Genomic DNA, 25,562 nt, shown 5'->3' with positions numbered 1-25,562 from the left:
TCCTTCCTACTTTCAATTGCTTTCGAACAAAATAAAAACAGGCAATAGAAGCTATCTATCTATAAGATAACTTCCATTGCCTGTTGTAAAACGGACGCCAAAAGAAGACAGGCTAGGCTGTCTGTCTGTCTGTCTGTCTGTCTGTCTGTCTGTCTGGGGATTTTACCTAAACCGTTCATCTCCCACCGTCCTTTTCTGTATTACTTTTATAATATCAGGAAGTTTAGAGGTTTTCCATAAATCTAATGATTTTTATCCATTTACAGCTCTCCTATTTTTTCCTTTTAAAAGTAATAAAAAAACCGCAGGCTTTCCTGCGGCTTCCGATACATTATTCCCGGCTCATGGCGATTTTTTCTTTGAGGAATGTGCCTTTTTTGAGTTCGTCGTAGGCTTCTTCCAATTCTTCGTCCGTATTCATGACGATGGGCCCGGGCCACCAGGCGATGGGCTCATTCATGGGCTCGCCGGTGAAGAGCAGGACGCAGATGGTTTCATCCGTGTCGTTTGAGATGCGAACTTCGTCGCCTTCATCTAAAATGGCGGCGCCAAAATGTTCCACCCGCTCTCCTTCCACGGTGGGGCTGCCCACCAGGGCGAAGAGGGTCACGGATGCGGTTTCGCTTACTTTCGTCTGAAATGTTTTTCCGGGCTCGATGTGCACGTCGTAGTAGTTCACGGGATGATAGGGCGCCCGGTGGCCCTCACGGCCTTCGTAGCTCCCGGCGAGGATGCGCACTTTGCCGCCATCGAAGGGAATTTCCGGTATGGATTCCGATGGCACGGCCACATAGGCGGGTGGCGCGAATTTGTTTTCTTTCGCCATGTTGAGCCACAGCTGCACGCCGAAGAGGCGCTTCACCGGCGGCAATTCTTCTTCGTGAAGGATGCCGCTGCCCGCCGTCATCCACTGAATGCCGCCGTCTGTGACGGCGTCTTCGTTGCCCAGGGAGTCTCGGTGGACCATGGTGCCTTCCATCACATAGGAGATGGTCTCGATGCCCCGGTGGGGGTGCATGGGAAAGCCTGCCACGTATTTTTCAGGATCCGTGGCGTCAAAGGCATCTAACAGGAGCAGAGGGTCGGTATCGTACATGGTGTGGCGGCTGAGGACGTGGGTCAGGTGCACGCCGGCGCCGTCGACGCCCGGCTCGCCTTTCACTGTGTGTTTAATTTTTCGTATCATTCCTGTTCCTTTCTTTTTGTTGCTTATCTTTTTCTATTTTACTTATACCCGATGCCCGCTTTTTCAACAGAGAGCATTTTTCAGTTTTATGTTTCAAGGTCGCTTTAGTATGGTATACTATTAGCAAAGGAGGCGTTTCCATGTATAAGAAAATATTAGTACCGGTCGACGGTTCGCAGGATTCTTACTGCGCATTGAAAGAAGGGGAATTGTTGGCTCAGGCTTTCGATTCGAAGCTGATTATTCTCACGGTCTTAACCGATACCAATGTGATCGAACATTATCCCGGCAATTTCCTGTCCACGGATTTTAAAAAGGCCCAAGAACAACGAGGCCAAAAGATTTTGGACAAGGCGCTGGCAACCATCGATTACAAGGGCGACGTGGAAACCTGTGTTCGCGTCGGTCGAGCGTCGGAAGAAATTTTAAAATGCGCCGAGGAAAAAAATGTGAATCTCATCGTCATCGGCAGTCGCGGCTTAGGCGGTTTCTCGAGAACCCTGTTGGGCTCCGTCTCCGACAAGGTATTGAATGCGGCGAAGGTTCCCGTCCTCGTCAACAAAGTTACCTGCAGAATCTAAGCATCTCTGTGCCTTGCCTCGGCAGGGCACTTTTTCTTTTTTGTATGATTGTCTAAAGGAGGCAAAATGAATTTATTAATCCTTAACGCGGAAGAAGTCACGGCGTCCATGGACGTGAAAGATGTCATCGAGGCCGACAAAGAGGCCATGGCCCTTTACTCCAAGGGCGAAAGCAATATTCCCCTGCGCAGCAATTTAGACGTGAAAGAGGCCGAAGGTCAGGCGCTTTTTATGCCGGGTTTGGTAGAAGGCGCCAAGGCTTTGGGGGCGAAGATTATTTCCGTCTATCCGAAAAATCCCGCCAAGGGGCTCCCCGCCGTGCCGGCGACTATGGTGGTTATGGACACGGAAACGGGCCTGGTGAAGGGCATTATGGACGGCACGGAGCTCACCCGCATGCGCACCGGGGGTCTCGCCGGCGCCGCCACCGATGTCTTGGCAAAAAAGGACGCGAAGACTTTCGTCCTTATCGGCACCGGCGGCCAAGCCAAGAGCCAGCTGGAATCGGTGCTGGCCGTGAGGGATATCGAAACGGCCTATATTTTTAACCGCAAGCAGGAAAAAGCCGCGGCCTTTGTCGCTTCCGTGGAAAAAGACATGGCGGCTTACGGCGCGAAGCTCGTCCCCGTGTCCGATTTAGGCCCGGTGATCCCCGAGGCGGATATTATTACCGCCGTCACCACGGCCACAGAGCCGGTCTTCGACGGCACCAAGGTGAAGGCGGGCTGCCACATTAACGGCATCGGCGCCTATACCCCCGAGATGATCGAGCTGCCGCCGGAAATCGTCGCCCGGGCGGACAAGATTTATGTCGACACCATCGACGGCGTGTTAAATGAAGCCGGCGACATGATCAAGCCCATAAAAGACGGCTTGGTTCCGGAAGAAAAAATCGCCAACGAACTGGGCCAAGTGCTCTTAGGCGAAATCCCCGGCAGAGAAAACGATGACGAGATTACTCTGTTTAAGTCGACAGGCTCTGCTGTATTTGATGTGGTGGTAGGAGAAAAGATCTGCCGCTTTGCAGAAGAGAAAGGGATTGGGACGACGGTGGAAATGTAGGGATGTCATCTTTTCCCTTTTTACCTTCGCTTCATTATTGTCTTGCTTCCCGATGGCACACCTTTTGCTTGGTGTAAACTATTTTTCTTTTTCACAAATTATATCTTCGCATTTGTTTCCGGGGGAGGGAAAAAGGGCGTTGCGATTCGCCCTCTGCCCCTTCCCCAGGGCCCTCATGACCTATCCCGACGAGGGTCGCGAGTCGTAGGAAGGTCAGATGCAGTCTTACACCGTTTCGAGGAGGCGAAGCCGAATCGAAACGGATGTATAGTTGTACATCCCCAGCCACCCACAAAACGCTTTTTAGCGGTACAAATGCCTGACGGCATTTGATTCCTATTGGGATGCGTCGCGGAAGAAAAAAGGTGAGTTCGTTTTTTTGTTTTTATTGGTGGGAGGTATTATCTGCCTCTTCCCCGGGCCCTCATGACCTATCCCGACGAGGGAAGCGAATCGTAGGAAGGTCAGATGCAGTCTTACACCGTTTTGGGAAGGCTTCGCCTTCTCGAAACGGATGGTTAGTTGTATTCTATAAAGCTTTTACAAAAATCGGAACCCGTAAGGGTTCCGATTTTTATTTTAGAGATAGTCTCTCTTTTTCAGGTAGAAGTACATGAGTATGATGACCGCAAAGGTAAGTCCCAATAGCCACCAGAAGGCGTGGGGCTCTTCCGAAAAGGGTAAGGATGTATTCATGCCCCAATAGCCGCCGATAATGGTGGGGATGGTCAAAAGGATCGTAATGGAGGTCAGGGTCTTCATGACGTCGTTTAGATTGTTTCCCACGAGGCTCGAATAGAGATCGGACAGCTTTTCTACCGTGACCGACGCTTCTTTTACCATGAGGCGGGCCTGTGTGCTTTCCACTTTTAAATCGTTGAGCAGTTGATTTCTGGAAAGAGAGCTGTTTAACGGGGCGAGATGAAACAGATCGTGCAAGACGAATTCGTTATTTTCCGTTGCCATAGAAAAGCGGATCAGGCTCCGCGAAAGGCTGATGAGTTGACGGATGGTCTCGCTTTTCGTCGAACGTGCCATGTCTTTCTCCAGCTCCTCGATCCGTTCGTTAATGCTTTTTGTAAAGTCGATATAGGATTTACAAATGTGATAGGCCAAATCGACGAGGATTTTTTCCTTGGGAAAGCCTTCGTCTACGACCAGGCGATGGCCTTTTCCCTCTAAAAAGTCGAAAAAGGCCTTGTCATCGTAGTATTTTACGGTGATGACCAGCTCGTCGGTTCGAATCATTGCCAAAGGACGGGTTTCGTAGACGTCCTTGGCGACCTCCACCGGGTAGCGGAGAATAAATAAATCGTAGGTCGAGCTATACCTTCCGTCGCTGCGAGCGACCTCGCCGGGGTCGGCGACGGCAGAGAGAATGCTTTCGGGCACCTGATATTTTTGGGATAAAGACTGAATTTCTTCATCCGTGGGATCGATGAGGTGAATCCAATGACCGATTTCATCTGTTGAGGACATGTCCGTCGTTAAGCTGTATATTTGATCCCTGTTGTCAACGTAGTATTTCATAGTATCCCCCGGATAATTAAGAATTTCGTATTTGAAAAGAGCGATCTCTGCGGAGTGATTTTATTTTACATCATTTCCCGTACCCTTCGTTATTATTTTTATTTCAAGCGCAGGGCGAGCGCATAAAAACGGCCGGATGATTCGGATCAATTAAAGCGATTTCTTGCCTGCACCGAAAGAATTCTTTCGCGGCAATTTTAGGTCGGGCGGCGTCATTTTTGTCGCTCTTTTAGCGGGTTTATGAAAGAGGGACGGGGCTTTTTTCTGTATAAATTTAAACATCATCTCTTTTCCCTCAAAAAACGGCAGAACCTTTTCTTTCCCTTGAGAAATCGTTTTATATCAACTATAATGGAATACAGTGTAAAGAAAGAGAGGAGATTTATTTATGAAACTATCCAACCGTATCGAGTCCATGCCCTATAGCGCGATCCGCAAACTGACCCCCTATGCCAACAAGGCAAAAGCAGCGGGCAAAAAAGTTTACCACTTAAACATCGGTGCTCCCGACGTTGAAACTCCCCAAGAGTTCTTCGAAGCCATTCGGAACATCGACATGAAAGTGTTGAGCTATGCTCCCTCCCCGGGTCTTCCCGAACTTCGCGAAGGTATGGCCAGATACTATCAACGCAGAAACATCCCCATGACCGCTGACGACATCGTCGTTACCGCAGGCGGCTCCGAAGCCCTTCTTTTCACCCTGCTCGCCATTACCGACGTAGGCGATGAAATCCTCACCTGCGAACCCTACTACACCAACTATTATTCTTACTTTATCGAAACCTCGACCACGGTAACCACCTTCCCCACCGTCGTCGAAAACGACTTCCACCTGCCCTCGAAAGAAGTCATCGAATCCAAGATTACGGACAAGACCAAGGCCATCCTCTTGGCTAACCCGGGCAACCCCACCGGTGCCGTTTACACCCAAGAAGAAATCGAATTGATCGCAGACATCGCTATCGAACACGATCTCTGGATCATCGCTGAAGAACTTTACCGCGAATTCATTTTCGACGGCAGAGAATTCCACAGCTTCGGTACCATCGAACGCATCCAAGACCGCTTGATCCTTCAAGACTCCATCTCCAAACGCTTCAGCGGTTGCGGCGCTCGTATCGGTAACTTGGCCTGCATGAACAAAGACTTCATCGCCGCTGCCAACAAGCTGGCTACCGGCCGTTTGGCTTGCCCCACCGTGGACATGATCGGTGCTGCAGCTCTTTACGACATGGATGATTCCTACCTGGATCAAATCTCCAAGATTTACCAAGAACGCCGCGACGTTATCGTCGAAGAATTAAACAAAATTGACGGCGTTAAATGCAACATGGCCGGCGGCGCTTTCTATACCGTAGCCGACCTGCCCGTAGACGATGCCGAAGACTTCTGCCGCTGGTTGCTTGAAGAATTCGAAATTGACGGCGAAACCTTAATGATGGCTCCCGCCGCAGGCTTCTACGAACACAGCGAAGATTACATGAGCCAAGTTCGTTTGGCTTACGTATTGAATGTGGACGCTTTGAGAAAAGCTATGCACATTTTAGACGAAGGCCTGAAGGCTTACAAAGCCAGATAATCAAACCGACTATCGGAAATAAAAGAGGCTATGCTCCCTGTGGGCATAGCCTTTTTTGTGTGTTAGTGCTTGCGTTCAAGCTTCTATTTCTCAAAGGAAAGAGTTCCTTTGAATCGCAGGGGATGCATCGATTTCAATGCATGGTATTCCTCGCCGAATGCGGTCTTCTTGCCAATAAAAAACCGGGCAAGCTATGCCTGCCCGGTTTTTCATTTTATGCTATTTTACGCTTGGAAAACTTCTTTAAATGGTGCTAGGCAGCGCCCGGTTATTTCTTTTTGTAGTGGTATTGTTCCGGCTTTTGTTCCGGAGCGTCTTTGGGGAGTCCGGGTTCTTTAGTCGGGCCGCCTCGCTTCGACCATTCATACCAACCACCGACGTAAACGCCGTCGCCTTCCCAACCGAGGGCTTTTCCAATGTAATAAGTTTCGGCAGCTCTCCATCCGGTGCCGCAGTGCCAAGAGATGCGCTTGTCTCCGGTAATGCCCCATTTTTCCCAACGATCTTTAATTATTTCGTAGTTAAACATGGTGTTGTCTATATTTCTGTAATCTTCCATGGAGTAGGGGTCGGATCCGGCATAGGCGAATCGACCGTTTTTAATATCGCCTGCTTCGGCAATATAGGTGTATCCGCTCGTTTTTCCGAGGTATTCGTCCCAGCTTCTTACAGATGCAATGACTGTCTTGTCGTCGTCGATAAAATTCATTTCATCGTCATAGTCAAAGACAATATCGGGGTTTTGCGGTACATTACCGGCAAAATTGGCTTTTTCAACACTGACCGGCTCCGTATCCAGAGCTCTTTTTTCTAAGGTCCACAAGGGTTTTCCGCCGTTTAACAGGCGAATATCTTTGACTCCGGCATAGTCCATGACGAGAGCCGCACGATTTGCTGCGGTCGTTGCCGCTTCCGTACCGTATAAAATAACGGTGGTATCCTCGTCGATTCCCAAATTTTCGATTTCTTTCTTGATGTTTTCATCCGTCGGGAAACCCCAGAAGGTTAATTGTTCTTCCATGGGAATGCCTTCGTACTCTTCTACCATTCGGGGTCCGGGTATTTGATTGATTTTATTCGGGTCGGCATACACTGCTCCGGGAATATGACCTTCTTTATAGTCTTCCTCTTTCAAGGCGACCTCAACAATTTGATACTTTTTGCCTTCGTAGCCTTCGGGCTTTTTGCCATCTATCAAATCGCTGACCCATTGCGGAGACACGTAGCGCGTATAGCCTTCTAATGCCGTCGTTTTTCTCCCTTTTTATCATAGTCATTAATGCCGCCTTCGAGTACGGCCAGATCTTCAAACCCGTGGTCTGCAAACTTTTTGTAAACATCCTCCGTCACATCATCATTACCATAAAGAACGGTGGGTTTCGTTTTGTCGATATGGCGTCGTTCAAGCTCGATGTCAATAATTTTTGCATCGGGTTCGTAGTCAAACCAGGTCTCCGGGAAGTCAATTGCTCCGGGTATATGGCCGCTGACTCCTTCGCTGTTTTTCCATCCGATAAACTGATCCGGGGTACGCGTATCAATGATTTGCATGTCGTCCTTTAATTGGTCGACAGCCACTTTCTTCATGTCCTTCGATGCATCGGCAGTCTCAGCTGCATTGTTATTGGCAGCGTCATTGCTGTTCGACGAATTCGATCCGCAAGCCACAAGGCACATGCTGAGTAGTGTAACCGCCGCTATGAGGACGACACGTGATAAATGTTTCATGAATCACTCCTTTTTGTCTTAAAGGTAATTTCGTACAAATAATAAATCGCAAAAGCGACTACAAGAGATAGTCCGTATACTTTCCCCTGCTCAATTATGGATTTTACTGTTAATGCTGAATGAAGGTCCACCGGCATATCGGTGACGAGACTCATGATGAGTAGGCTGATTGGCTTGGATAGCAAAGCCATAGCGATAGCAGCATAGACGCCACCTTTTATCGATCGTCTTTTTTCTCCTATAATCAGGCTTATCAAAAGGGCGTTCACCAAATTGATCACGAGGGCATAAGAAAACATGCTGCCTACCAGACCGAATTTCAGAAAAACGCCTTGAACCAATAAAATGAAGCAAGCTGAAGGAATGAATCCGAAATAAATGGTGAAAATAAAAAAACCGATTTTATTTACGAATAAAATCCCCGGCAGTTTTGTCACAATCGGCAAAAGTGTTGTTAACAAAACAAACACAACAGCTGTCAATAAAATAACGCCGTTTTTAAGCAAACGCTCGTCCTTTGAAAAATAGTTCATTTAAACCTCAAACATCACTGAAACATTATATGTAAAATATCCTTATATAGATTATCATTGCCACCGAACCATGTCAATTATTTGTTATCTAATTCAGGGCCATGCGAAACGATAGGTTCTAAAAAACAGGCATCTTATTCCGGCGCGGACAGATCAAGAACATAATAAAAGAGGCTATGCTCCTCGTGGGCATAGCCTTTTTGTGTTAATCGGCGCGCAAGAGGTGCAGCCTTCGTTCTCTCGCTTCCAATATGTCTTTGTCTTCTTTTATGGCGGCTTCCAGCTCTTTTAGGGCGTCTTGATCGGCGCCGCTTTTCAGGGAGTCGATGAGGGCGTCCTGTTTCTCGATGATTTCCCGCTGCAGGCTCCAGGTGGTGGTGAGGTTTTTCGATGCGGCTTCCCGCGCCCGCTCTTCCAGGGCTTCGACTTTTTCTTCGGCGAGGAGGCGCATGGCTTCGCCTTCGTTGCGGATGCGCTCTAAGCGGGCTTTGACTTTTTCCGTGCGGAAGGTAATCTCGGGGTAGGCGTCCAGGATCCGCTTGTGGAAGACGGATCTATTTTCCAGCAGGTAGCGGACTTCGGCGGCGATTTCTTCGCTCTTGTCGGCCCGGCTTTCTTCGATGCCTCGCTTCAAGAGACTCATGATGAAGGCGCTCATGATTCCGTCGGCGACAAAGAGGAGGCTTAAGGCCATAAGCAGGCTGTTAAATAACAGGGGCTCCATGGCCGTCGCCAGGGCCAGGAAGCGGGGGTTGAAGACTTCCAATATCAGTACGCCGCCGAGGCCGAAGAGGATGAGGTTGCCGATCCACACTCGGCCGTGGAGGTTCATGGGCTTTTGGCTGTAGTCCCACCAGCGGGCGTGGAAGTATTTTTCCAAAATGTAGCTCGTCATGTATTCCAGCAGGCCGCAAAGGACGAAGGCGATGAGAAAGCTCATGGCCCAGGAGCGGTCTACGGGGGCGAGAAGGTTTCCGCCCAGGGTCACGATGACGGCGCCGGTGCCGTAGATGGGGCAGTAGGGGCCGATGAGAAAGCCCCGGTTAATAAAGCGCTTGTACTGGAAGTATTTTAATACGACTTCCGTCACCCACCCCATCAAGGAGTAGATGAAGAATAGCCACAATAGCTGCGCTGCGTTTTCCATTAAATCATCCTTTCCTCTTCCACGATTCTCCTTCTATGGTACTCGCCGGCTGACAAAAAGACCAGATTCTTTTTTCCCTTTAGGGGAAATTTTTGTAAGGGTGCAAAAAAGGCACGGACCGCCGGGTCTGTGCCTCTCGTTTTATTTACTTTCCGTAAAAGCCACCGCCATGTCTTTAAAGATGCGGATGGTGTCTTCGTATTCGTCGATTTCGATGTATTCGTCGATTTTGTGGGCCATTTTCGTGAGGCCCGGGCCGTAGACCACGAGATCCACATCCCCCGGCAGGTGGATATAGCGGGAGAGCTCGCAGGTGCCGATAAGGGGGCGAACCTGCACGTTTTTGTCTTTCCCCGCTTCTTTTAATGCGCGGATCAGGGCCGTGTCTTTTTTCGCCTCAGCGGCATCCAGTACCTGGTTCAGTTCCAGGGTGAGGCTGGCATTCTCGGGATTTTCGTTGTTTGCGTCCACGTTTTTTTGCAAAAGCTCCACGGCGCGGGCGGAGTCGTATTCCGGCACGGTGCGGGCGTTGCCTTTAATGATGACGTGATCGGGCACGGAGTTGAACTGCCGTCCCCCTTCGATGACGGAAAAGACGTTGAGGGTGTCGCCCAGCTCGTCGTTGTGGCAAGCGGGGTCGTTGGTAATGGCGTCGAAATCATTTTGCGTCTTTTGAATAAATTCCGCCGCCGTCATAATGGCGTTGATGCCCAGCTCGGGCATGGAGGAGTGGGCGGCTTTGCCTTCGCCGTGAATGGTGTACATAATGGAGCCTTTGGAGGCGAAAATGGCTTGGTTTTCGCCGTCGCGCTTCGTGGGCTCGGGGATGACGATGCCGTCCACCTGATCCAGGTAGCCGCCTTCCACCAAATCCAGGGCGCCTTGCATGCCCACTTCTTCGCCGACGGTGCCGATAAACCACACTTCCCCGGCGAAATCCGCGCCTTCATCGGCGAGATCCAATAGCATGACGAGGGCTGCCGCCACGCCGGCTTTCATGTCGCAGGTGCCGCGGCCGTACATTTTGTTGCCTTCGATGGCGCCTTCAAAGGGCGGATGGGTCCAGCCTTCGCCGGGCTCCACCACGTCCAGGTGGCCGGAGACGGCGAAAATTTTCCCGGGCCGATTGCCTTTGAGTTTCACGAGAATATTGTCCCGCCCCGGATAAGAGGCCACGATTTGTGTTTCGATGTTTTTATAATCCTTAAACAGCTCGGCGATATATTTTGCCACCGCCCCTTCGCCGTCGTTGACCGATTCGATTTGAATGAGTTCTTTTAAAATGGAAAGATGTCTTTTCATCTATGCCTCCTTTATTTTTCCGTTTTACCCGCAAAAGCTTGGGCGTTTTTGTGGGCGAGGAACCACAAGAGGCCCGTGAGCAGTGCGAAGCCGATGTTAATGATCCATGCCAAGTAGTAGCTGCCCGAGGAGTCGAAAATAAAGGACACGAGCAGAGGCCCGAAGGCCGCCCCTACTTGGACGGAGGATTGGACGAAGCCATAGGCCTCGCCGTACATGGCGCGCCCGTAGATCGACGCGGTGACCAAGGGCGGCAGGACCGAGCCCAGGGCCAGCCCGAAGCCGAAGACTACAGCCACGAGCCAGGGTCCCCAGGCAAAAGGCACGAAGAGCATGGCCACAAAGCTTAAGGCCAAAGTGGATGCGCCGAAAATAATGGCGTGGTAGATGCCGTATTTGTCGGCGATGCGGCCCAAGAGCAGCTTGCCGAAGACGCCGAGGAGGAGGTAAATGGAAACTACGGTCCCCGCCGTTTGAAAGCCCGCCGCTTCCTGAAGTGCCGGCGGAAATTGCAGCGAGGCCCCGTTGGCCAAGCCGTTCATCGCCGAGCCCAAAAGCAGGAAGATGAAAAAGCTGCAGGACATGGATGCGGCGATTGATAGGCCCACATTTAAGGATTTATTGGAATCCGCACTTTGAACCGCCTCGCCCTCGTCGCCTTCCTTATAACCGTAGGGTTTCAAGCCCTTGTCTTCCGGCCTGAGATAGATCAAAAAGAAACCGAAGACCACGGCCAGCGCCAAAATAATCAGGGCATAGACCCGATAAGACATGCGCCAGCCCACGTGGTCGATGAGGCCGTTGACCAAAGGACTCAACAGGGCGCCGCCGGCGGAAATGCCGGAGACGGCGATGGAGGTGGCCAGGCCCTTCTTCTCCGTAAACCAATTGTTAATGAGCATCATCATGGGAATTTGCGCCGTGGTAATGTAGGCGGCACCGACGACGAGGCCCAGGGCGTAGAAATGATACTGATTTTGCGCCAGGGAGTAGCCGAAAACCGCCGCTGCAAAGGCGATGGCCGATGCCGTCCAAATGCGTTTGAAATTATATTTCGTCAGGACCACCGAAATCACGGGGCCGAGAAAAATCCCCACGGCTTGAGTAATGGTACCCGTTAAGGAAAAGGCCGTGCGGGAAAAGCCCAAATCCTCGGTCACGGCGATCTGCCAAGTGTTGGACAGAGAATTCACCACCGGCACATAGACCCCGAGGACCAACATGGCCACCACCATAATGACCCAGGCGTAGTGAAAGCCGCTCTTTTGATTCATTTCACCATTCATACGAAACCCCCCTTAAAAACATTCTTGATTATGCTCTATTGTATCTTGTTTTAGGAAAAAGTCACGCCTTTTTTCTATATTGTAAATTAAAAGACGACAGTTTCGTCTTGCGGGAGAAGAAAAAAGCGCTCATAAGAGCGCTAAAAAATGAAGGAATAGACCGGCAAGCTAAGCTTCTGCCGGTAAAAAATAAACCGACTTACAAATACGCAGTTTAAATAGTGCCGATTTAATGCAAATACGCAATAGAAAAGGATGGGCGAGGAACTATCCTTTTCATTTTTGCTGACATTCGTCGAATTTCACTTCATCTGTTTTAAAAAACATTTTTCTTTTTCCTGCTTTTCCCATTCCAAACCGCCGCCCTCATAATTTAGTACTTTGCATGACTACGAGGTAAGTACCTTGTATTGACGCCATTTTTGATTTATGCCTTGTCAGCAAGCCCTTTGTTTTATATATTAGATGGGCTATGAATAAAAAAGACCTAGTAAGGAGTGAAAACGTGTTATTCCAATTATTCGTTCTCTTTGGGACGGCGCTTTTGGGCCAAATGATTTCCGGTCTGTTGCCCTTTCCCTTTCCCGGCACGATTATCGCCGCTTTGATTTTGTTTCTCTTGCTCGAATTCAAAATTGTTAAATTGGATCAGTTGAAAGACGTGATCCAAATGTCCAACAAATACTTGGCCTTCGTCTTTATTCCCGCAGGCGTCGCCATCATGGAGTACTTTTTGGAATTTTCCCACGTGGTCTGGCTGAAAATTTTCCTCGTCGTCGTCGTTTCCACCGGCGCCACCATGATGGTCACCGGAAAAGTGAGCGACGGGATCATCGCTCTGCAGAAAAAAAGGACGGGAGGTAAAAAGGATGCTTGATCTTATCACGCAAACCCCCTATTTCGGGCTGGTCATCTCCCTTCTGTTTTTTATTTTATTTTCGAAGCTCAGCGCCCGCTTTCACCTCGCGATTTTAAATCCCCTCCTATTTACTATTATCGCCATCATTCTGGTCCTCTCCCTCTTCGATATTCCCTTAGAGAATTACCAAATCGGCGGCAATCTGATTCAGACGCTGATTTCGCCGGTTCAGGCCCTGGTCATCGGCGTGAGCCTTTATAAGCAAAAGGACAATCTCTTAAAATATTTTGTACCGATTTTAATTTCCGTGACCGTGGGCTGTATTTTCGTCGTGTTCTTTGTGGTGTTCTTGGGAAATGCCCTGGCTATTCCCGAAGAGGTGGTTCTCGCGTCCATTCCGAAATCCGTCACCACCGCCGTCGCCATGGAAATCTCCGACAAAATGGGCTGGATCGTCTCCATTACCGTGATGTTCGTCATCCTTACAGGCATTTTCGGCGCCGTGATCGCGCCCTACTGCATCAAGCTTGCGAAAATTAAAAATCCCGTGTCCAAGGGCCTCGGCATCGGCACCGCCGCCCACGCCGTTGGCACCAGCTACGCCATGAAGCTGGGCGAAGTGGAAGGCGCCATGAGCGGTTTAACCATCGGTCTGCACGCCATTATCGCCTCTATCGTTCTGCCCCTGTTAATTCGCCTGCTTGGCCTATAAAAGATAAGAGCGCAAAGGAGTGGGAAGAGGCTTGGCAATACTTGACGAGGAGGAAAAACAGCTCTACTTACAAATACGCAGTTTAAAAAGTGGCGATTTCATGCAAATACGCAATAGAAAAGGATAGGCGAGGGCCTATCCTTTGTTTCATATTCAGTTCAATGAACTTCAATAAAGTCTTTCCATTTTTCTCTGCTCACCTACAGGTCTCCATAAATTAAACGAATTAATTATATTTCACTCCATCGTCCGCTGCCAGCGGCATAGATTCACCGGCATAATCTCTATATGAGTAAACATATCCGTCCTCTTCGAAGTTAACATTATCGGTCCACAGCTCACATTGCGTCATAACCGTTTGAACCGCATCTTCCATGCCTTCGGGTGGATATTTATGCTTTTTCAAAAGCTTTTTGATGAGCATACGCATTTTGGCTCTCGCCGACTCTCGTTTCTGCCAGTCGATTGTTTTGTTTTTTCGAAGAGCCTCAGTCAATTCTTTTGTTATGGCGATCAGCTCGTCGTTTTCGTAAAAATCTTTAATAGCTTCCGGCTTTGTCAGGGCATCATAAAAGGCAAGTTCATCCGCCGTCAACCCGAGCTTGTCCCCTTCTTCTTGTGCATCTTTAATCTGCTTGGCGAGCTTCAGCATTTCCGCGATGACCTCTTCATTGGTCAGCATCCCGTTAAGATACGCGTTGAGAGAACGTTGCATAATCTCACTGAACTTCTCCGACTTCACCACATTGGTTCTTCGGTAAATGGATACCTGCTCTGCGATTAATTTTTTTAACAGTTCGACAGCTAAATTTTTTTCTTTCATATTCGCGACTTCTTCGAGAAATTTCGGATCAAATAAGGAAAACTCCTCCCGAATATCCGAAAAAAGATTAATGACGCCGTCGCTCTTAATGCTTTGCTTCAACAATTCATTTATTCTCGCATTGACTTCCGGCAACGAAATTTTGCCTCCGGCTCCGTTATTGCTCAGCCGAAGGACAAGCACACGAACGGCTTCAAAGAAAGCTGCTTCAAATCTGTCCTCTTCCTCGACCAATGACGAACACAGAGAAAGGGCCTGGTGAAGCATAAGGGCTTCTTTTACAAAAGAGTCTTTGTCCTCAATTTTTTCTCTGTCCATTATGAAATTCACGGCGCCGCTAATGGTCTTTGCCCTTTCAAGATCCGTGCCTTCACGGAATTTCGAGTAATCATAGCCGTGGAATTTATCGCGACATACCGCCAATTTTTCCAAGAATTTCGGATACGCTGCTGTTGCTATATCGGGATCGCCATAGTTCTTTTTGTCGCGAGCCGTATAGTCATTCATCGCCCGCTTCAACGCGCCGGCAATCCCGACATAGTCCACAACCAGGCCGCCCTCTTTGTCGCGGAACACGCGATTGACGCGAGCAATGGCCTGCATCAGATTATGGCCCGCCATCGGCTTGTAGACATACATGGTGGCAAGAGACGGGACATCAAAGCCCGTCAACCACATATCCACCACTATGGCGATCTTCATGGGACTGTCGTTATCCTTAAATTTCTTCGCAAGTTCTTCCTTATGATGTTTGTTGCCGATAATTTGCCGCCATTCTTCCGGGTCATTATTACCGGAGGTCATAACGACGCCGACCTTTTCAGTCCAATCCGGCCGCAGTTCCAAAATTCGCTTATAAATTTTCATGGCAATCGGTCGGGAATAAGCGACGATCATCGCCTTGCCCGTCAACAAATCTTCGCGATTATTTTCGTAATGGTCAAGAATATCCGTAACAAGGGAATTGATCGTGTTGTCATTTCCGAGCACGGCTTCCATTCGCCCAAGCTCACGCTTGCTCTTTTCAATGACTTCCTCATCCGCATTCAGAGCCATGAGGTCGTACTCCGCGTCAATCAGCTGTAGCGTAGCGCGATCGAGATTTAATTTAATGACGCGGCTCTCGTAATAAACCGGCCGCGTCGCCCCGTCTTCGACGGCCTGGGTCATGTCGTAAATGTCGATGTAGTCGCCAAAGACCTCCCGCGTACTGCGGTCCTTCGACGAAATCGGTGTACCGGTAAAACCGATATATGTAGCATTTGGAAGTGCATTACGAATCACGCGCGCCGTACCTACCACGCGCTTCGCCACATCCTCGCCATCTTCATTCTTCGATATCTTAATTTTTTCGGCCAATCCGTACTGGCCTCTGTGAGCTTCATCCGCCATGACAATAATATTGCGGCGCTCAGATAAGGGCTCGTCAGACTCCTCAAACTTTTGCATCGTCGTAAACAAAATGCCGTTGGCCCGGCGACCGGCGAGCAGAGATTTTAAATCGCTGCGGCTTTCGGCTTGAACCGGTTCCTGGCGCAAAAAGTCCTTGCACTTTGCAAATTGCCCGTAAAGCTGATCGTCCAAATCATTTCGGTCCGTGAGCACGACGATGGTCGGGCTGTCCAAAGCTTCCTGCAACAGATGGGCATAAAAAACCATGGAAAGAGATTTGCCGCTTCCTTGTGTATGCCAAAAAACGCCGCCCTTGCCGTCGGTGACTGTGGCTCTTTTCGTCGACTCGATGGCCTTTCTCACCGCAAAATACTGATGGTATCCGGCGAGAATTTTAAACGAGTCCAATCCCTCATTTGAAAAACAAATAAAGTTCTTGATGATGTCGAGGAGGCGCTCCTTTTGAAATAAGCCTTCGAAGAAAGTATCGAACTGCGCGTACTGTGTGTTTTCGTAGCTCCCGTCTTTGGTCTTCCATTCCATAAATCGATCTTCGCCGGAGGTAATGGTGCCGGCCTTGGAGGTCAGGTGGTCGCTCATGACACAGATGGCATTGTAAACAAACATCGACGGAATTTCCTGCATATAGTTGCGCAACTGCCGATAGGCTTCGGACACATCTGTCTCTTCCCTAGAGGGCGACTTCAGTTCAACCAATACAACGGGCAAGCCGTTTAAAAAAAGAATAATATCCGGTCGCTTTTCGCTGTTCTCGATAAAAGTCCACTGATTAGCGACGATAAAGGAATTGTTGTCGACGTTTTTATAGTCCACAAGATAGACAATGGAAGAACGTTCCTCGCCCTTTACAAAAAAGCTCACCGGAATACCGTTTTGCAGATACTCCATAAAAACAGCATTTTTATGGGCCAATTCCCCAATTTCAAAATTTTTAAGTTTGAACAAGGCATCTTGAATAGCGGCCTCCGGCAAGTCGCCATTTAAACGATGCAGAGAATCCACTAAGATCTCCTCATAAAGAGGGCTGTCAAAATCCCTTTCAATGTCAGGACCATAGACGTGCTCATAGCCTAATTCATTTTGAAATAATTCAATGATTGAATTTTCGTAATCCGCTTCTATGAAAGTAAATGACATGATGGATTCTCCTTTCGCCTTTCTAAATCTATTTTAAATCTTCTTTTGCTATTATGACAGGGGTTAATATAAACAATAATTTAGTGGCTTAAACCTCAATATCGGAAACATTGATTTCGCCAGACATTAGCTTTGGTAAGAGTGCGTCTCTTAACTCGGAAAGTCTAATGTTTTCTTCTCGGATCGAAGCGATGTGATTATTGACTGCGTTAAAATAGTCAATGATATGAAAATCTTCAAGATCTCTTGGGGCATAAAACGAAAAGTTTTCGAGGTTTCCTTTCGTAATAAACTTAATGACCGATCCGCGGGCGGCTAACGTAATTTTATTAAGATTATGCTTAATTGCATAATACAGCCATGCAGAGTATTTTTCATTGTGTGGAATTAAGACATAAGTTCGCTGATAAGCCTCAAATTTCCCATTATAAAATTTTGCGTTAAAATCGCCGTTTCCAGCGACAAGGATTGCACTCCCTTCAAATGAATAGTCATCCGTCCAAGAAATATCTTGAGAGCAGCTGAAAAACGGGTACAGACCACTGCTTGAAGAGACATTTGCATTTTTTTTGCCGGTTATTACGGGTAGGAACTCACTAAGCTTATATTCCTTCCAATCAGGCGGAATATTTCCATTATACGGCTCGAAATCTATAAACCAAGATTTAAAAATCGCCATTGCTTGCTCTTCTAAATTATTGTTTATACTCTCATTTTTCTCGATTTTATCGTCCAGTGATCCAAGAACCAAGGCTATCTTCTCTTGTGTTTTCTTGTCTTTCGGAATAGAAACAATGATATTCTTCATCGTATTGCCCGATACTTCTTTAAATGTTGTTCCGCTTCCCATAGCTTCTATTTTTTCTTTGTTATATTTAAGCAAATAATACAAAAAGATTGGGTCAATGTTTTCATTTGGCATAACGCTCTTGAATCCTTGATTGGTACACACTTCATTTGCAGCAATGGCTACATAGCCAATTGGGGCCCTGGAAGAAAACAAAACTGTGTTCTCCGGCAATAGCTGTGTAGAACAACTTTTAAGCCCTTTTTGAGTAATATTCCTTTCTCCTCGCTCTATGTATCTTCCCCTAAATGTCGATAAGTCCTTTGGTGTTATCCATGCTATTGTTCCACCATCATAATTCTCCGGCCTCTTTGTCGAAGGTGTTGCGCCACCAACAACCGTTCCGATGTCTGATATTTTGCACTCCATCCATTCAGTCATTATTTGTCCTTCCTACCCAATATACTTTCTATGAGCCAACTTTACATTGCTCTGCTTCACCATGGCATATTGTAAAGTCGTATCTATCCTTCTGTGCCCCAAAAGCTGCTGCAACTGCTCAATGGGCATGCCCTTATCGATGGCCATGGTGGCCAGGGTGCGCCTGAATTTGTGGGGGTGTACCTTGTTAAGCCCCAGCCTTCTTCCCAGTTCGCGAAGGCGCACTTCGACACCGCCTATTTTCAATCTTCTGTGAGGCGATTTCAGCGACACAAAAAGGGCCGGATCGTCGTCCGTTCTGCTAGCCAAGTAATTTTGCAAGTGAATTTTCGTACGGGCATCGAAATACACCACCCGTTCCTTGCTACCTTTGCCGAAGACGACACATTCCCTTTCGTTGAAGTCGATGTCGTTTCGATTTAATAGCACCATCTCGCCTACGCGCATCCCTGTCGAGGCGAGCATATCGATCATCGCCAAGTCGCGGAGCGCCGTACAACTATCCCGCATAAGTTCCAATGTTTCATCGGAATAAGTCTCTTTAATATTTGTTCCTGTCTTGACCTTATGTATGCGCCGCACCGGACTTTTCAGTATATAATCCTCATCCTCCAGCCACGAAAAGAAGCTGGAAAGAATGCGGCGGATATTGTCGATGGTCACCTTGCTCGATTTCTTTTTATACTGATAATCTCTCAGATAGCCTCTGATGTCGTCTGTCACAATGTGTTTAACGTCTTTATTCAATTCGCCCAACATGGCCTCGATGGTTGCCTTATAGTATTTAAGCGATTTCTCGGAACAGCCCTCGATATGCTTTGCGGACAAAAACAGCCCTACATAGTTCTGCTCCGAATGGCTCTCTCGCCGTTGATCCTCTATGAGCTCGTAATTTGCAAGGGTGTATTGCAGCACCTCTTGTAACTTTTCACTTTGCCCATTGTTCAAATAGGGCAGCATTTCCTGAATAATATCTCTTATGAAATCTTCTTTCATCGTTCATTCTCCTTTATTTCCCGGAGAACGACGATGGGGTGGTGGTCCCCGTCATAAATCCTCGCCACCCACGAGTGTTTTGAAATGGCTTATAAACAATAATTTAGAAGAGCTAGCAAAATCTCTCTATAAAGATTGGTTTTTTGATTTTTCTCCATTTTCAACCAATGGCACCCTTCCTGCTGACTGGCATATGGGCACAGTCAACGATATTATTCAATTCCACGACTCTAAGCGAGTCCCTCTCTCCAGTGTAGAAAGAGATAAAATGGAAAAAATATACCCTTACTATGGCGCTACATCAATGATGGACTATGTCAACGATTATATTTTTGAAGGTATTTATCTTTTACTCGGTGAAGATGGCACCGTTGTTGATAATTTAGGCTTCCCAATTCTTCAATACGTTTATGGAAAATTTTGGGTTAATAATCATGCTCACGTTATAACTGGGAAAGAGGGTTTTTCTGTTGAAAATTTATATCTGTTTTTCAGTCTAACAAATATTAAATCAGTAGTTACCGGAGCCGTTCAACAAAAGATTAGCCAACAAAACTTAAAGAAGATACCTGTAATTATACCAAGCAAGGATGTCTTGAGCTCATTTGACGATTTAATACAGCCTATTTTTTCTCAAATTCGGAATTTAAAAAATGAAAATAACTATTTGGCTGACTTAAGGGATACGCTCTTACCAAAACTTATGTCAGGTGAACTCGATGTATCTGCCATCGACATCTAAGCCGCTAAATTATTGTTTATCGCATTGTTGAGTTTTATTTTATCATCCAAATCTCGTAACTTTTTGCCTATTACTTTTTGCTCTCTTATAGAGGGAATCTCAACTGTTAAATTCTTTACTACACCTGCTTGAACTCGTTGTCTGCCAGATGAACCAACCATTGATTTAATTGCCGGTTCTCTTACGATCGGGCTACTTACTAAGTAGTACAGATAATCTTCGTCGACTCCTTCTTTTGCACGGAAAACAATATATTCAGTAGATCCGAATCCAATTTCATCTTCATCAAGAAAATTAACCTTCGCAATTTTTCCGTTTTCCAGGCACGGGGTTATTCTTGCCATAATAGTGTCACCATTGCGGAATTTAGTTCCACCTGTAAATGGTTTTTCTTCGTATGACATTATGTCTCTACAAAAGGGTTGGAGTTTATCCATTCCAACTTTTTTAGCCATTTTCCCCTTTTGTAATGATTCGCGTGGATTGAAATCTACAATTTCTTCAAGCCTACACTTCATAACCAATCGCCCCCAGATTCTTTCTTATCTCTTCTTCCAGTTCGTGGGACTTTTCAAACATTTCTGAGAGCTCTGAGGTTAATCGCTTCATCTTTTCTTCAAAGGGCTCGCCGTCGTCTTCCACTTCTTCTATCCCTACGTAGCGGCCCGGGGTTAAAATGTAGTCTTGCTTCGCGATGTCTTCTATCGTGGCTATGGCCGAGAAGCCTTTTTTCTCTTCCAGTGTCCCGTTTTGAAAATCTTCAAAAGTCTTCGCCAGTAGATCGATATCGCCGAGGCTGCCGTCTTCCTGCATGCCTTCCGTAAAATCTCTGTGTTTGCGGTCGACCATGTAGCCCATTTTTCTCGCATCGATAAACAGTGTCTTGCCTTTTTGCTTTTTATTTTTCGTAATAAACCACAAGGTGACGGGAATGGTGACGCTGTAAAAGAGTTGTGTCGGCAGGGCTACGATCCCTTCGACGAGATCGTCTTCGATAATCTTTTTTCTTATATCGCCTTCGCCGGATGTTTGGGAAGACAGCGCGCCATTGGCAAGGACTAAACCTATTTTTCCGTTGGGTGCCAAGTGATGGATCATGTGTTGTATCCATGCGTAGTTTGCATTTCCCGCCGGCGGGGTTCCGTATTTCCAACGTACATCGTCTTTTAATTTATCCGCTCCCCAGTTTTTAAGATTAAAGGGCGGATTGGCCATAATGAAATCCGATTTCAAGGTTTTGTGCAGATCGTTAAAAAATGTATCGGCCTGATAGGATCCCAGGTTTGCGTCGATTCCTCTGATGGCCATGTTCATTTTTGCCATCTTCCACGTATCCGCATTGGATTCCTGCCCGTAAACAGAAATGTTTCCTCGATTCCCGCTGTGGGCCTGTACAAATTTTTCGCTTTGGACGAACATACCGCCACTGCCGCAGCAGGGGTCATAAACACGGCAGTTGTCGAAGGGCTTTAATATAGCGACAATGGTTTTTACTATGCTCGACGGCGTATAAAATTCGCCGCCTTTCGTGCCTTCATAGGCCGCAAATTGGGCGATGCAATATTCATAGGTCCTGCCTAGTAAGTCTTTGCTTGCCTCCATGCCGTCCATTTTAACTTCGTTCGTAAATAGATCGACGACTTCTCCCAGTACTCTCTTATCTAAATCGGGGCTGGCATAGTTTTTAGGCAAGACGTTTTTTAAGCTCGCGTTTTCTTTTTCTATGGCTCGCATGGCGTTATCGATGATTGTGCCAATTTCAGGTGTGTGGGCGGCGGAGGCAATCTTGTTCCAACGGGCCTCTTCCGGCACAAAGAATATATTTTCCGCCACATAAGCGTCTCGGTCGTCTTCAAAGCCGTCGTCTTCTTTTACAAGTTCTTCGTAGCGCTTTTCAAAGGCGCTGGAAATATAGCGGAGGAAGATCAGTCCGACGATTACCTTCCTATACTCCGCCGCAGGAATGTGTCCCCAAAGAACGCATGCCGCATCCCAGATTTGTTTTTCAAAGCCAATTTTCGCGTTGTTTTTTTCGGCCATTCTCACTCTCCGTCCTCTCCGTTTTCCGTCGTTTCTTTCGTTTGTGTCTTGAATATGTATCGACTTCGCAATCTTTTCCGATTCTTATCAAATTATATCATGTTTCCGATCTAAACATATTTTATTCAATGTTTTCGCTTCATGTTACGGCAATAGAGCTATCTTAGTTTATAAAAATGTGACACCGTTTAAAAAGTATGACACATAAAAAATCGAGCAAGCTATATGCTTACTCGATTAAGTCCAATTGGATTGGCCGGTCTGTTTTCTTCTCTCCCCTTATTCCCATTCAATAATTACCATAGCATATTTGTTTCTTTAATTCTATATTAGTATCTTTTCAGTTTCTGTTTTCGGCTATTTTTATACCCATTTTTTGTGGTTTTAGAGTTTTATAGTATCAAAACAGTATCAAGAGTGGTACTATTATTCTGCACTAAAACTAATAATTTATTTATGATGCATATACTCTGTATATCATATAACTTTTTCACATTCTACAATTTCTGAAATATCACAGTCTAATGTATTACAAATCCTAAGTAAAACATCTGTAGTTACATTTTGCCCATTCTTTATTTTATAGAATGTACTTTTACTCACATTTGCCTTTTCCATAAGTTCATTGTTTGTCATGTCTAAATCAATTAGTTTTTTAAACAAATTTTTATATGAAAACTTTCTCATTTTCATCTCCTTTACTCGCTTCCAATTACCAATAATTCTTGGACTTTACCCGTATTTTTTATAAATGCTGTTGCAGCAGAAAGTATAGTTCCAATTTTATCCGGAATTTGAAGAGACTTACTGATTGCAGGTTGTACAACATATACTTTTACTTGCAATACTTTCGGTCCTTGCAATATTTTTTTTAAGGTTTTAAATTCTCCCCTAATAAATTTCTCACTACTTGCCCTTGATACCCTATCATTAATTTTCTTAAGAAGCATCGCCTTAGAGGAAACCCAAATAGTACTTTTTATCGCCTGCTGAGTTACTTCATACACATCCCCTACTGACGAATTATATTCTCTTCCTTTCTTTGCTTTACAATGGTACATTTCCACATAAATGAAATTTCCATTTTCTTCAATAGTAATAAAGTCCGCAATTTCACCTGTTCCATGATCAAATATGATATGTGAAAACTCGGATTCTTTTTCTAAGTAATTTCTAAGTCCATCTTGAATAGAAATCATTCCACCAGTTCCAGTTCCACATTCTAAACTTGTATCGACCTTCATATCATCCCATTTCAAAGCACAAATTCGTTTTGAATCATATTTTTCCAATTCTAAATTCCCTTTTAAGACTTCTTGTCCACAATAAACAGTATCATTCGCCGTCTTAAAAGAAAGAGGATTATTAGAAAAATATTCTGCCAAAGAATATTCTTCTTTTCCATTTTTACAAATAAACTCTTTCTTTTCTGAGCTATAGTTTCCCATTAGATCACAGTTTATAACTTCACATTTATCAAATAGCTCAACTTTAAATTTGATGATATTATTATTTACCTCTATAATTTTAAATATAACATCTGTAATCAATGCTTTTTCATCCAGATTGCCTCTATATGCTATAGTACAAGGAGATATATACGATTTCTTATCCAAGAAGCAAAACAATATATCACTTTCATATTCTACAATCCTAACGGGGATTGGTAACTTATCATAATTTGTATTTGTTTTTACTTTTAATTTATCGTTAGAAATTTTTTCTCCGAATAAATCACACCACTTAATATATTCAGGAATAGTAAAGTAAGAGCTACTCCAAAATTTTGATCCACTACTGTAACCAATTGTACTTTCGTAACCATCTTTTTTAACCTTACAAAATGCATGCCCTGCAGAAACCATTTTTCCTGTTGTTTCATCAATTGATGCAGCTGTATTTGATCCAGCATAAATCCTATAAGATTCTCCACTTTCTGAATACCTATTCTGCATTCCAGTGTTGAAAAATTCATACTCAGAAAACTCTGCCAGCACTCTATTCATTTCATCTCTTGGAATCTTATCATAATTTTCTACAAAAGATTCTACTATCGATTCATACACCGCTTCTGTTTTATTTTGTGAATATATAAACAGCAACTTGGTCATTGGTTGGTAATGGACAATATATAAGCCAAACTCATTATTTAATACACTATCTCCAGCTAACCATAATGGCGTACTACTTATCTTTGAGATTCCTACGATAGAATTCGTTTCTTCACTCCTATATATATTTTCTCCAACTTTTAATTCTTCTGGAAAACTTCCATATATATCGAAATTTGAAACTTTATATACTTTTGCATGGCAATTAGGTCGAATATTATTCAGAGATATCGATTCATCCTGTTCTTCAGGTTTTGTAAAATGATTCAAAACTTCATTAGCTTCTAAATCTCCCTCTATTTTTTCTTCCGACATACTTATTATCATATCCTGCCATGCAGCATCACTTGAATATAATTTGTGATTTTCAATTTTAAGGTTATCATCATTCATAGCAATAAACTTTGCGGTACCTATTTTTTCAGCATTAGTTCTTGCAAAACGACCGATGAATTGGAGAGTACTAGCAAGAGATTTATGTGGTTCATGTATTGCCGCAATTTTTAAATTAGGAAAATCGAATCCTTCGCCCAACATATCTACACAAATCACACCATCAAGTTCTTTTTTCTTAAGTAACATTATGGTTTTTTCAACAGTTCTTGTAGACATCGCACTATCAATTCGTTTCAGTTTTAATTTTGTAATATTTTCATATAGCTTTTCTAATTCTTTTGCTTTATCTTTAGTATCAGTTCTTACCATCAAAAAATGATCATATCCACTTTCTCTATCATTCAGTAGAATTCTTTCTGCCTCTAAAGCAATTCTTTTATCCTTTTCAGTCCCTTCCTCTATTGGATTAAACATTATTTCGCCAAATATTCCGTCCTTATATGCTCTAGATAGTGGATAATTATAAACTGTCTTCCCTTTTATTTCTTTTTTATCCAATCTAAAAGGAGTGGCTGTAACAAGTAAAGATGGAACATTTATCATATTTTTTAATATTCGTTGCCATGTTGGAGCAGGAACATGATGCGCTTCATCAATAATAATATAGTCAAAAACATTTTTTATCTGCGCCTCCGAAATTGATGCAGCCACCTGATGAGTAGCTACCACTACATCAGCATTTAAAATGTCATCATCTACGTCTATACTATACAGATGCTTAGCTTCATATATGTTTGGAGCATTAGTATCTTTTGAAAACACTCCAACATATTTTAACGTTCTTAAACTTGCGTAGTCGTTTGCAATTTGCCCCCTAACCATAGCACTAGGAGTAACAATTAAGACCTTTGCTTTTTTTAAAATATATGGTGCCATCATAACAACTGTCGTTTTCCCAGAGCCTGTGGGCATAACAATAACAGCTGAATCTTTTGAATTAAGTGTTGCATAAGAAGCAACCGCATGTATTGCTCCTATTTGAGCATTTCGAAGTCCCGCCTCTTTCCCTTCTGCAATTGGAAATCTTAAATTTTCATATAAATCGCTAAAATAACTGATTATAATCACCTCCAAATATTTTATTTTATTATACAATACTAAATACTCTTTTTCAAATAATATATTCTCTTTTCCCGAACTCGTATATATTTAGAAAGGTTAAGCACCTTTT

Annotated in this window: 21 protein-coding genes; 6 read left to right on the top strand and 15 right to left on the bottom strand. The window is 45.2% G+C overall.

Annotation, left to right across the window (positions count from 1 at the left end; all coding sequences use genetic code 11):
- Window positions 1-331: 331 nt before the first annotated feature.
- Window positions 332-1,186 (bottom strand): pirin family protein, encoded by an 855-nt coding sequence (locus tag BN7444_RS04350; protein WP_068456255.1) that lies wholly within the window; start codon window positions 1,184-1,186, stop codon window positions 332-334.
- 140 nt (window positions 1,187-1,326) lie between these two features.
- Between BN7444_RS04350 and BN7444_RS04345 the strand changes: the two genes are divergently transcribed.
- Together BN7444_RS04345 and BN7444_RS04340 are read left to right on the top strand one after the other, a co-directional pair.
- Window positions 1,327-1,767, top strand: a complete 441-nt coding sequence (locus BN7444_RS04345) for a universal stress protein (RefSeq protein ID WP_068456252.1) — start codon at window positions 1,327-1,329, stop codon at window positions 1,765-1,767.
- A 66-nt stretch (window positions 1,768-1,833) separates the two neighbouring features.
- Window positions 1,834-2,829 (top strand): ornithine cyclodeaminase family protein, encoded by a 996-nt coding sequence (locus BN7444_RS04340; RefSeq protein ID WP_068456249.1) that lies wholly within the window; start codon window positions 1,834-1,836, stop codon window positions 2,827-2,829.
- A 579-nt stretch (window positions 2,830-3,408) separates the two neighbouring features.
- Here the strand turns inward: BN7444_RS04340 and BN7444_RS04335 are convergent.
- Complete coding sequence (locus BN7444_RS04335; RefSeq protein WP_068456246.1) at window positions 3,409-4,359, bottom strand: magnesium transporter CorA family protein; 951 nt, start codon at window positions 4,357-4,359, stop codon at window positions 3,409-3,411.
- Between the two features lie 388 nt (window positions 4,360-4,747).
- On the opposite strand from BN7444_RS04335, the gene BN7444_RS04330 reads away from it, so the two are divergent.
- Window positions 4,748-5,938, top strand: coding sequence for a pyridoxal phosphate-dependent aminotransferase (locus BN7444_RS04330; RefSeq protein WP_068456243.1), 1,191 nt, complete (start codon window positions 4,748-4,750; stop codon window positions 5,936-5,938).
- Window positions 5,939-6,206: 268 nt separating this feature from the next.
- On the opposite strand, the gene BN7444_RS04325 is transcribed toward BN7444_RS04330, so the two are convergent.
- The 6 genes from BN7444_RS04325 to BN7444_RS04305 all read right to left on the bottom strand — a co-directional run bounded on the left by BN7444_RS04325 (window position 6,207) and on the right by BN7444_RS04305 (window position 11,934).
- Window positions 6,207-7,160: a sulfurtransferase gene (locus BN7444_RS04325; RefSeq protein WP_135122029.1), complete on the bottom strand. Its 954-nt coding sequence runs from the start codon at window positions 7,158-7,160 to the stop codon at window positions 6,207-6,209.
- A gap of 17 nt (window positions 7,161-7,177) precedes the next feature.
- Window positions 7,178-7,666 (bottom strand): rhodanese-like domain-containing protein, encoded by a 489-nt coding sequence (locus tag BN7444_RS09270; RefSeq protein ID WP_135122027.1) that lies wholly within the window; start codon window positions 7,664-7,666, stop codon window positions 7,178-7,180.
- On the bottom strand, window positions 7,663-8,199 hold the full coding sequence (locus tag BN7444_RS04320) for a hypothetical protein (RefSeq protein ID WP_068456240.1): 537 nt from the start codon (window positions 8,197-8,199) through the stop codon (window positions 7,663-7,665). Before BN7444_RS04320 ends, BN7444_RS09270 begins: the two co-directional genes overlap by 4 nt.
- A gap of 205 nt (window positions 8,200-8,404) precedes the next feature.
- Complete coding sequence (locus tag BN7444_RS04315; RefSeq protein ID WP_068456237.1) at window positions 8,405-9,346, bottom strand: putative ABC transporter permease; 942 nt, start codon at window positions 9,344-9,346, stop codon at window positions 8,405-8,407.
- 141 nt (window positions 9,347-9,487) lie between these two features.
- Window positions 9,488-10,648 carry an ArgE/DapE family deacylase gene (locus tag BN7444_RS04310; RefSeq protein ID WP_068456234.1) on the bottom strand — a complete coding sequence of 387 codons (1,161 nt, stop codon included), beginning with the start codon at window positions 10,646-10,648 and terminating at the stop codon, window positions 9,488-9,490.
- Between the two features lie 11 nt (window positions 10,649-10,659).
- Window positions 10,660-11,934, bottom strand: coding sequence for an MFS transporter (locus tag BN7444_RS04305; RefSeq protein WP_218016010.1), 1,275 nt, complete (start codon window positions 11,932-11,934; stop codon window positions 10,660-10,662).
- Window positions 11,935-12,439: 505 nt separating this feature from the next.
- On the opposite strand from BN7444_RS04305, the gene BN7444_RS04300 reads away from it, so the two are divergent.
- Window positions 12,440-12,811, top strand: coding sequence for a CidA/LrgA family protein (locus BN7444_RS04300; protein WP_218016009.1), 372 nt, complete (start codon window positions 12,440-12,442; stop codon window positions 12,809-12,811).
- Complete coding sequence (locus tag BN7444_RS04295) at window positions 12,804-13,505, top strand: LrgB family protein (protein ID WP_068456227.1); 702 nt, start codon at window positions 12,804-12,806, stop codon at window positions 13,503-13,505. The genes BN7444_RS04300 and BN7444_RS04295 overlap by 8 nt, the downstream gene beginning before the upstream one ends.
- A gap of 226 nt (window positions 13,506-13,731) precedes the next feature.
- On the opposite strand, the gene BN7444_RS04290 is transcribed toward BN7444_RS04295, so the two are convergent.
- The 3 genes from BN7444_RS04290 to xerA form a co-directional block, all read right to left on the bottom strand.
- Window positions 13,732-16,878, bottom strand: a complete 3,147-nt coding sequence (locus tag BN7444_RS04290) for a type I restriction endonuclease subunit R (protein ID WP_068456223.1) — start codon at window positions 16,876-16,878, stop codon at window positions 13,732-13,734.
- 88 nt (window positions 16,879-16,966) lie between these two features.
- Entirely contained in the window at window positions 16,967-18,106 is a 1,140-nt protein-coding gene (locus BN7444_RS04285) for a restriction endonuclease subunit S (RefSeq protein ID WP_068456220.1), read from the bottom strand.
- A 12-nt stretch (window positions 18,107-18,118) separates the two neighbouring features.
- Entirely contained in the window at window positions 18,119-19,102 is a 984-nt protein-coding gene (gene xerA, locus BN7444_RS04280) for a site-specific tyrosine recombinase/integron integrase (protein WP_068456217.1), read from the bottom strand.
- 79 nt (window positions 19,103-19,181) lie between these two features.
- On the opposite strand from xerA, the gene BN7444_RS09120 reads away from it, so the two are divergent.
- A complete protein-coding gene (locus BN7444_RS09120) occupies window positions 19,182-19,844 on the top strand; it encodes a restriction endonuclease subunit S (protein WP_218016008.1) in 663 nt (220 codons plus the stop codon).
- Here the strand turns inward: BN7444_RS09120 and BN7444_RS04270 are convergent.
- From BN7444_RS04270 to BN7444_RS04255, 4 genes are all read right to left on the bottom strand, one after another.
- Entirely contained in the window at window positions 19,841-20,362 is a 522-nt protein-coding gene (locus BN7444_RS04270; protein WP_068456211.1) for a restriction endonuclease subunit S, read from the bottom strand. The two genes, BN7444_RS09120 and BN7444_RS04270, sit on opposite strands and share 4 nt — an antisense overlap.
- Entirely contained in the window at window positions 20,352-21,884 is a 1,533-nt protein-coding gene (locus BN7444_RS04265; RefSeq protein ID WP_068456208.1) for a type I restriction-modification system subunit M, read from the bottom strand. The genes BN7444_RS04270 and BN7444_RS04265 overlap by 11 nt, the downstream gene beginning before the upstream one ends.
- 477 nt (window positions 21,885-22,361) lie before the next feature.
- Window positions 22,362-22,571 (bottom strand): helix-turn-helix domain-containing protein, encoded by a 210-nt coding sequence (locus BN7444_RS04260; RefSeq protein WP_032840830.1) that lies wholly within the window; start codon window positions 22,569-22,571, stop codon window positions 22,362-22,364.
- A gap of 11 nt (window positions 22,572-22,582) precedes the next feature.
- On the bottom strand, window positions 22,583-25,486 hold the full coding sequence (locus BN7444_RS04255; RefSeq protein ID WP_218016007.1) for a DEAD/DEAH box helicase: 2,904 nt from the start codon (window positions 25,484-25,486) through the stop codon (window positions 22,583-22,585).
- Between the last annotated feature and the right edge of the window lie 76 nt (window positions 25,487-25,562).

It is taken from the genome of Peptoniphilus pacaensis (genome assembly GCF_900088125.1).
Lineage (GTDB): Bacteria > Bacillota > Clostridia > Tissierellales > Peptoniphilaceae > Aedoeadaptatus > Aedoeadaptatus pacaensis.
The sequence above is the reverse complement of the archived record's forward strand: the minus strand, read 5'-3'. Positions and strand labels throughout refer to the sequence as shown.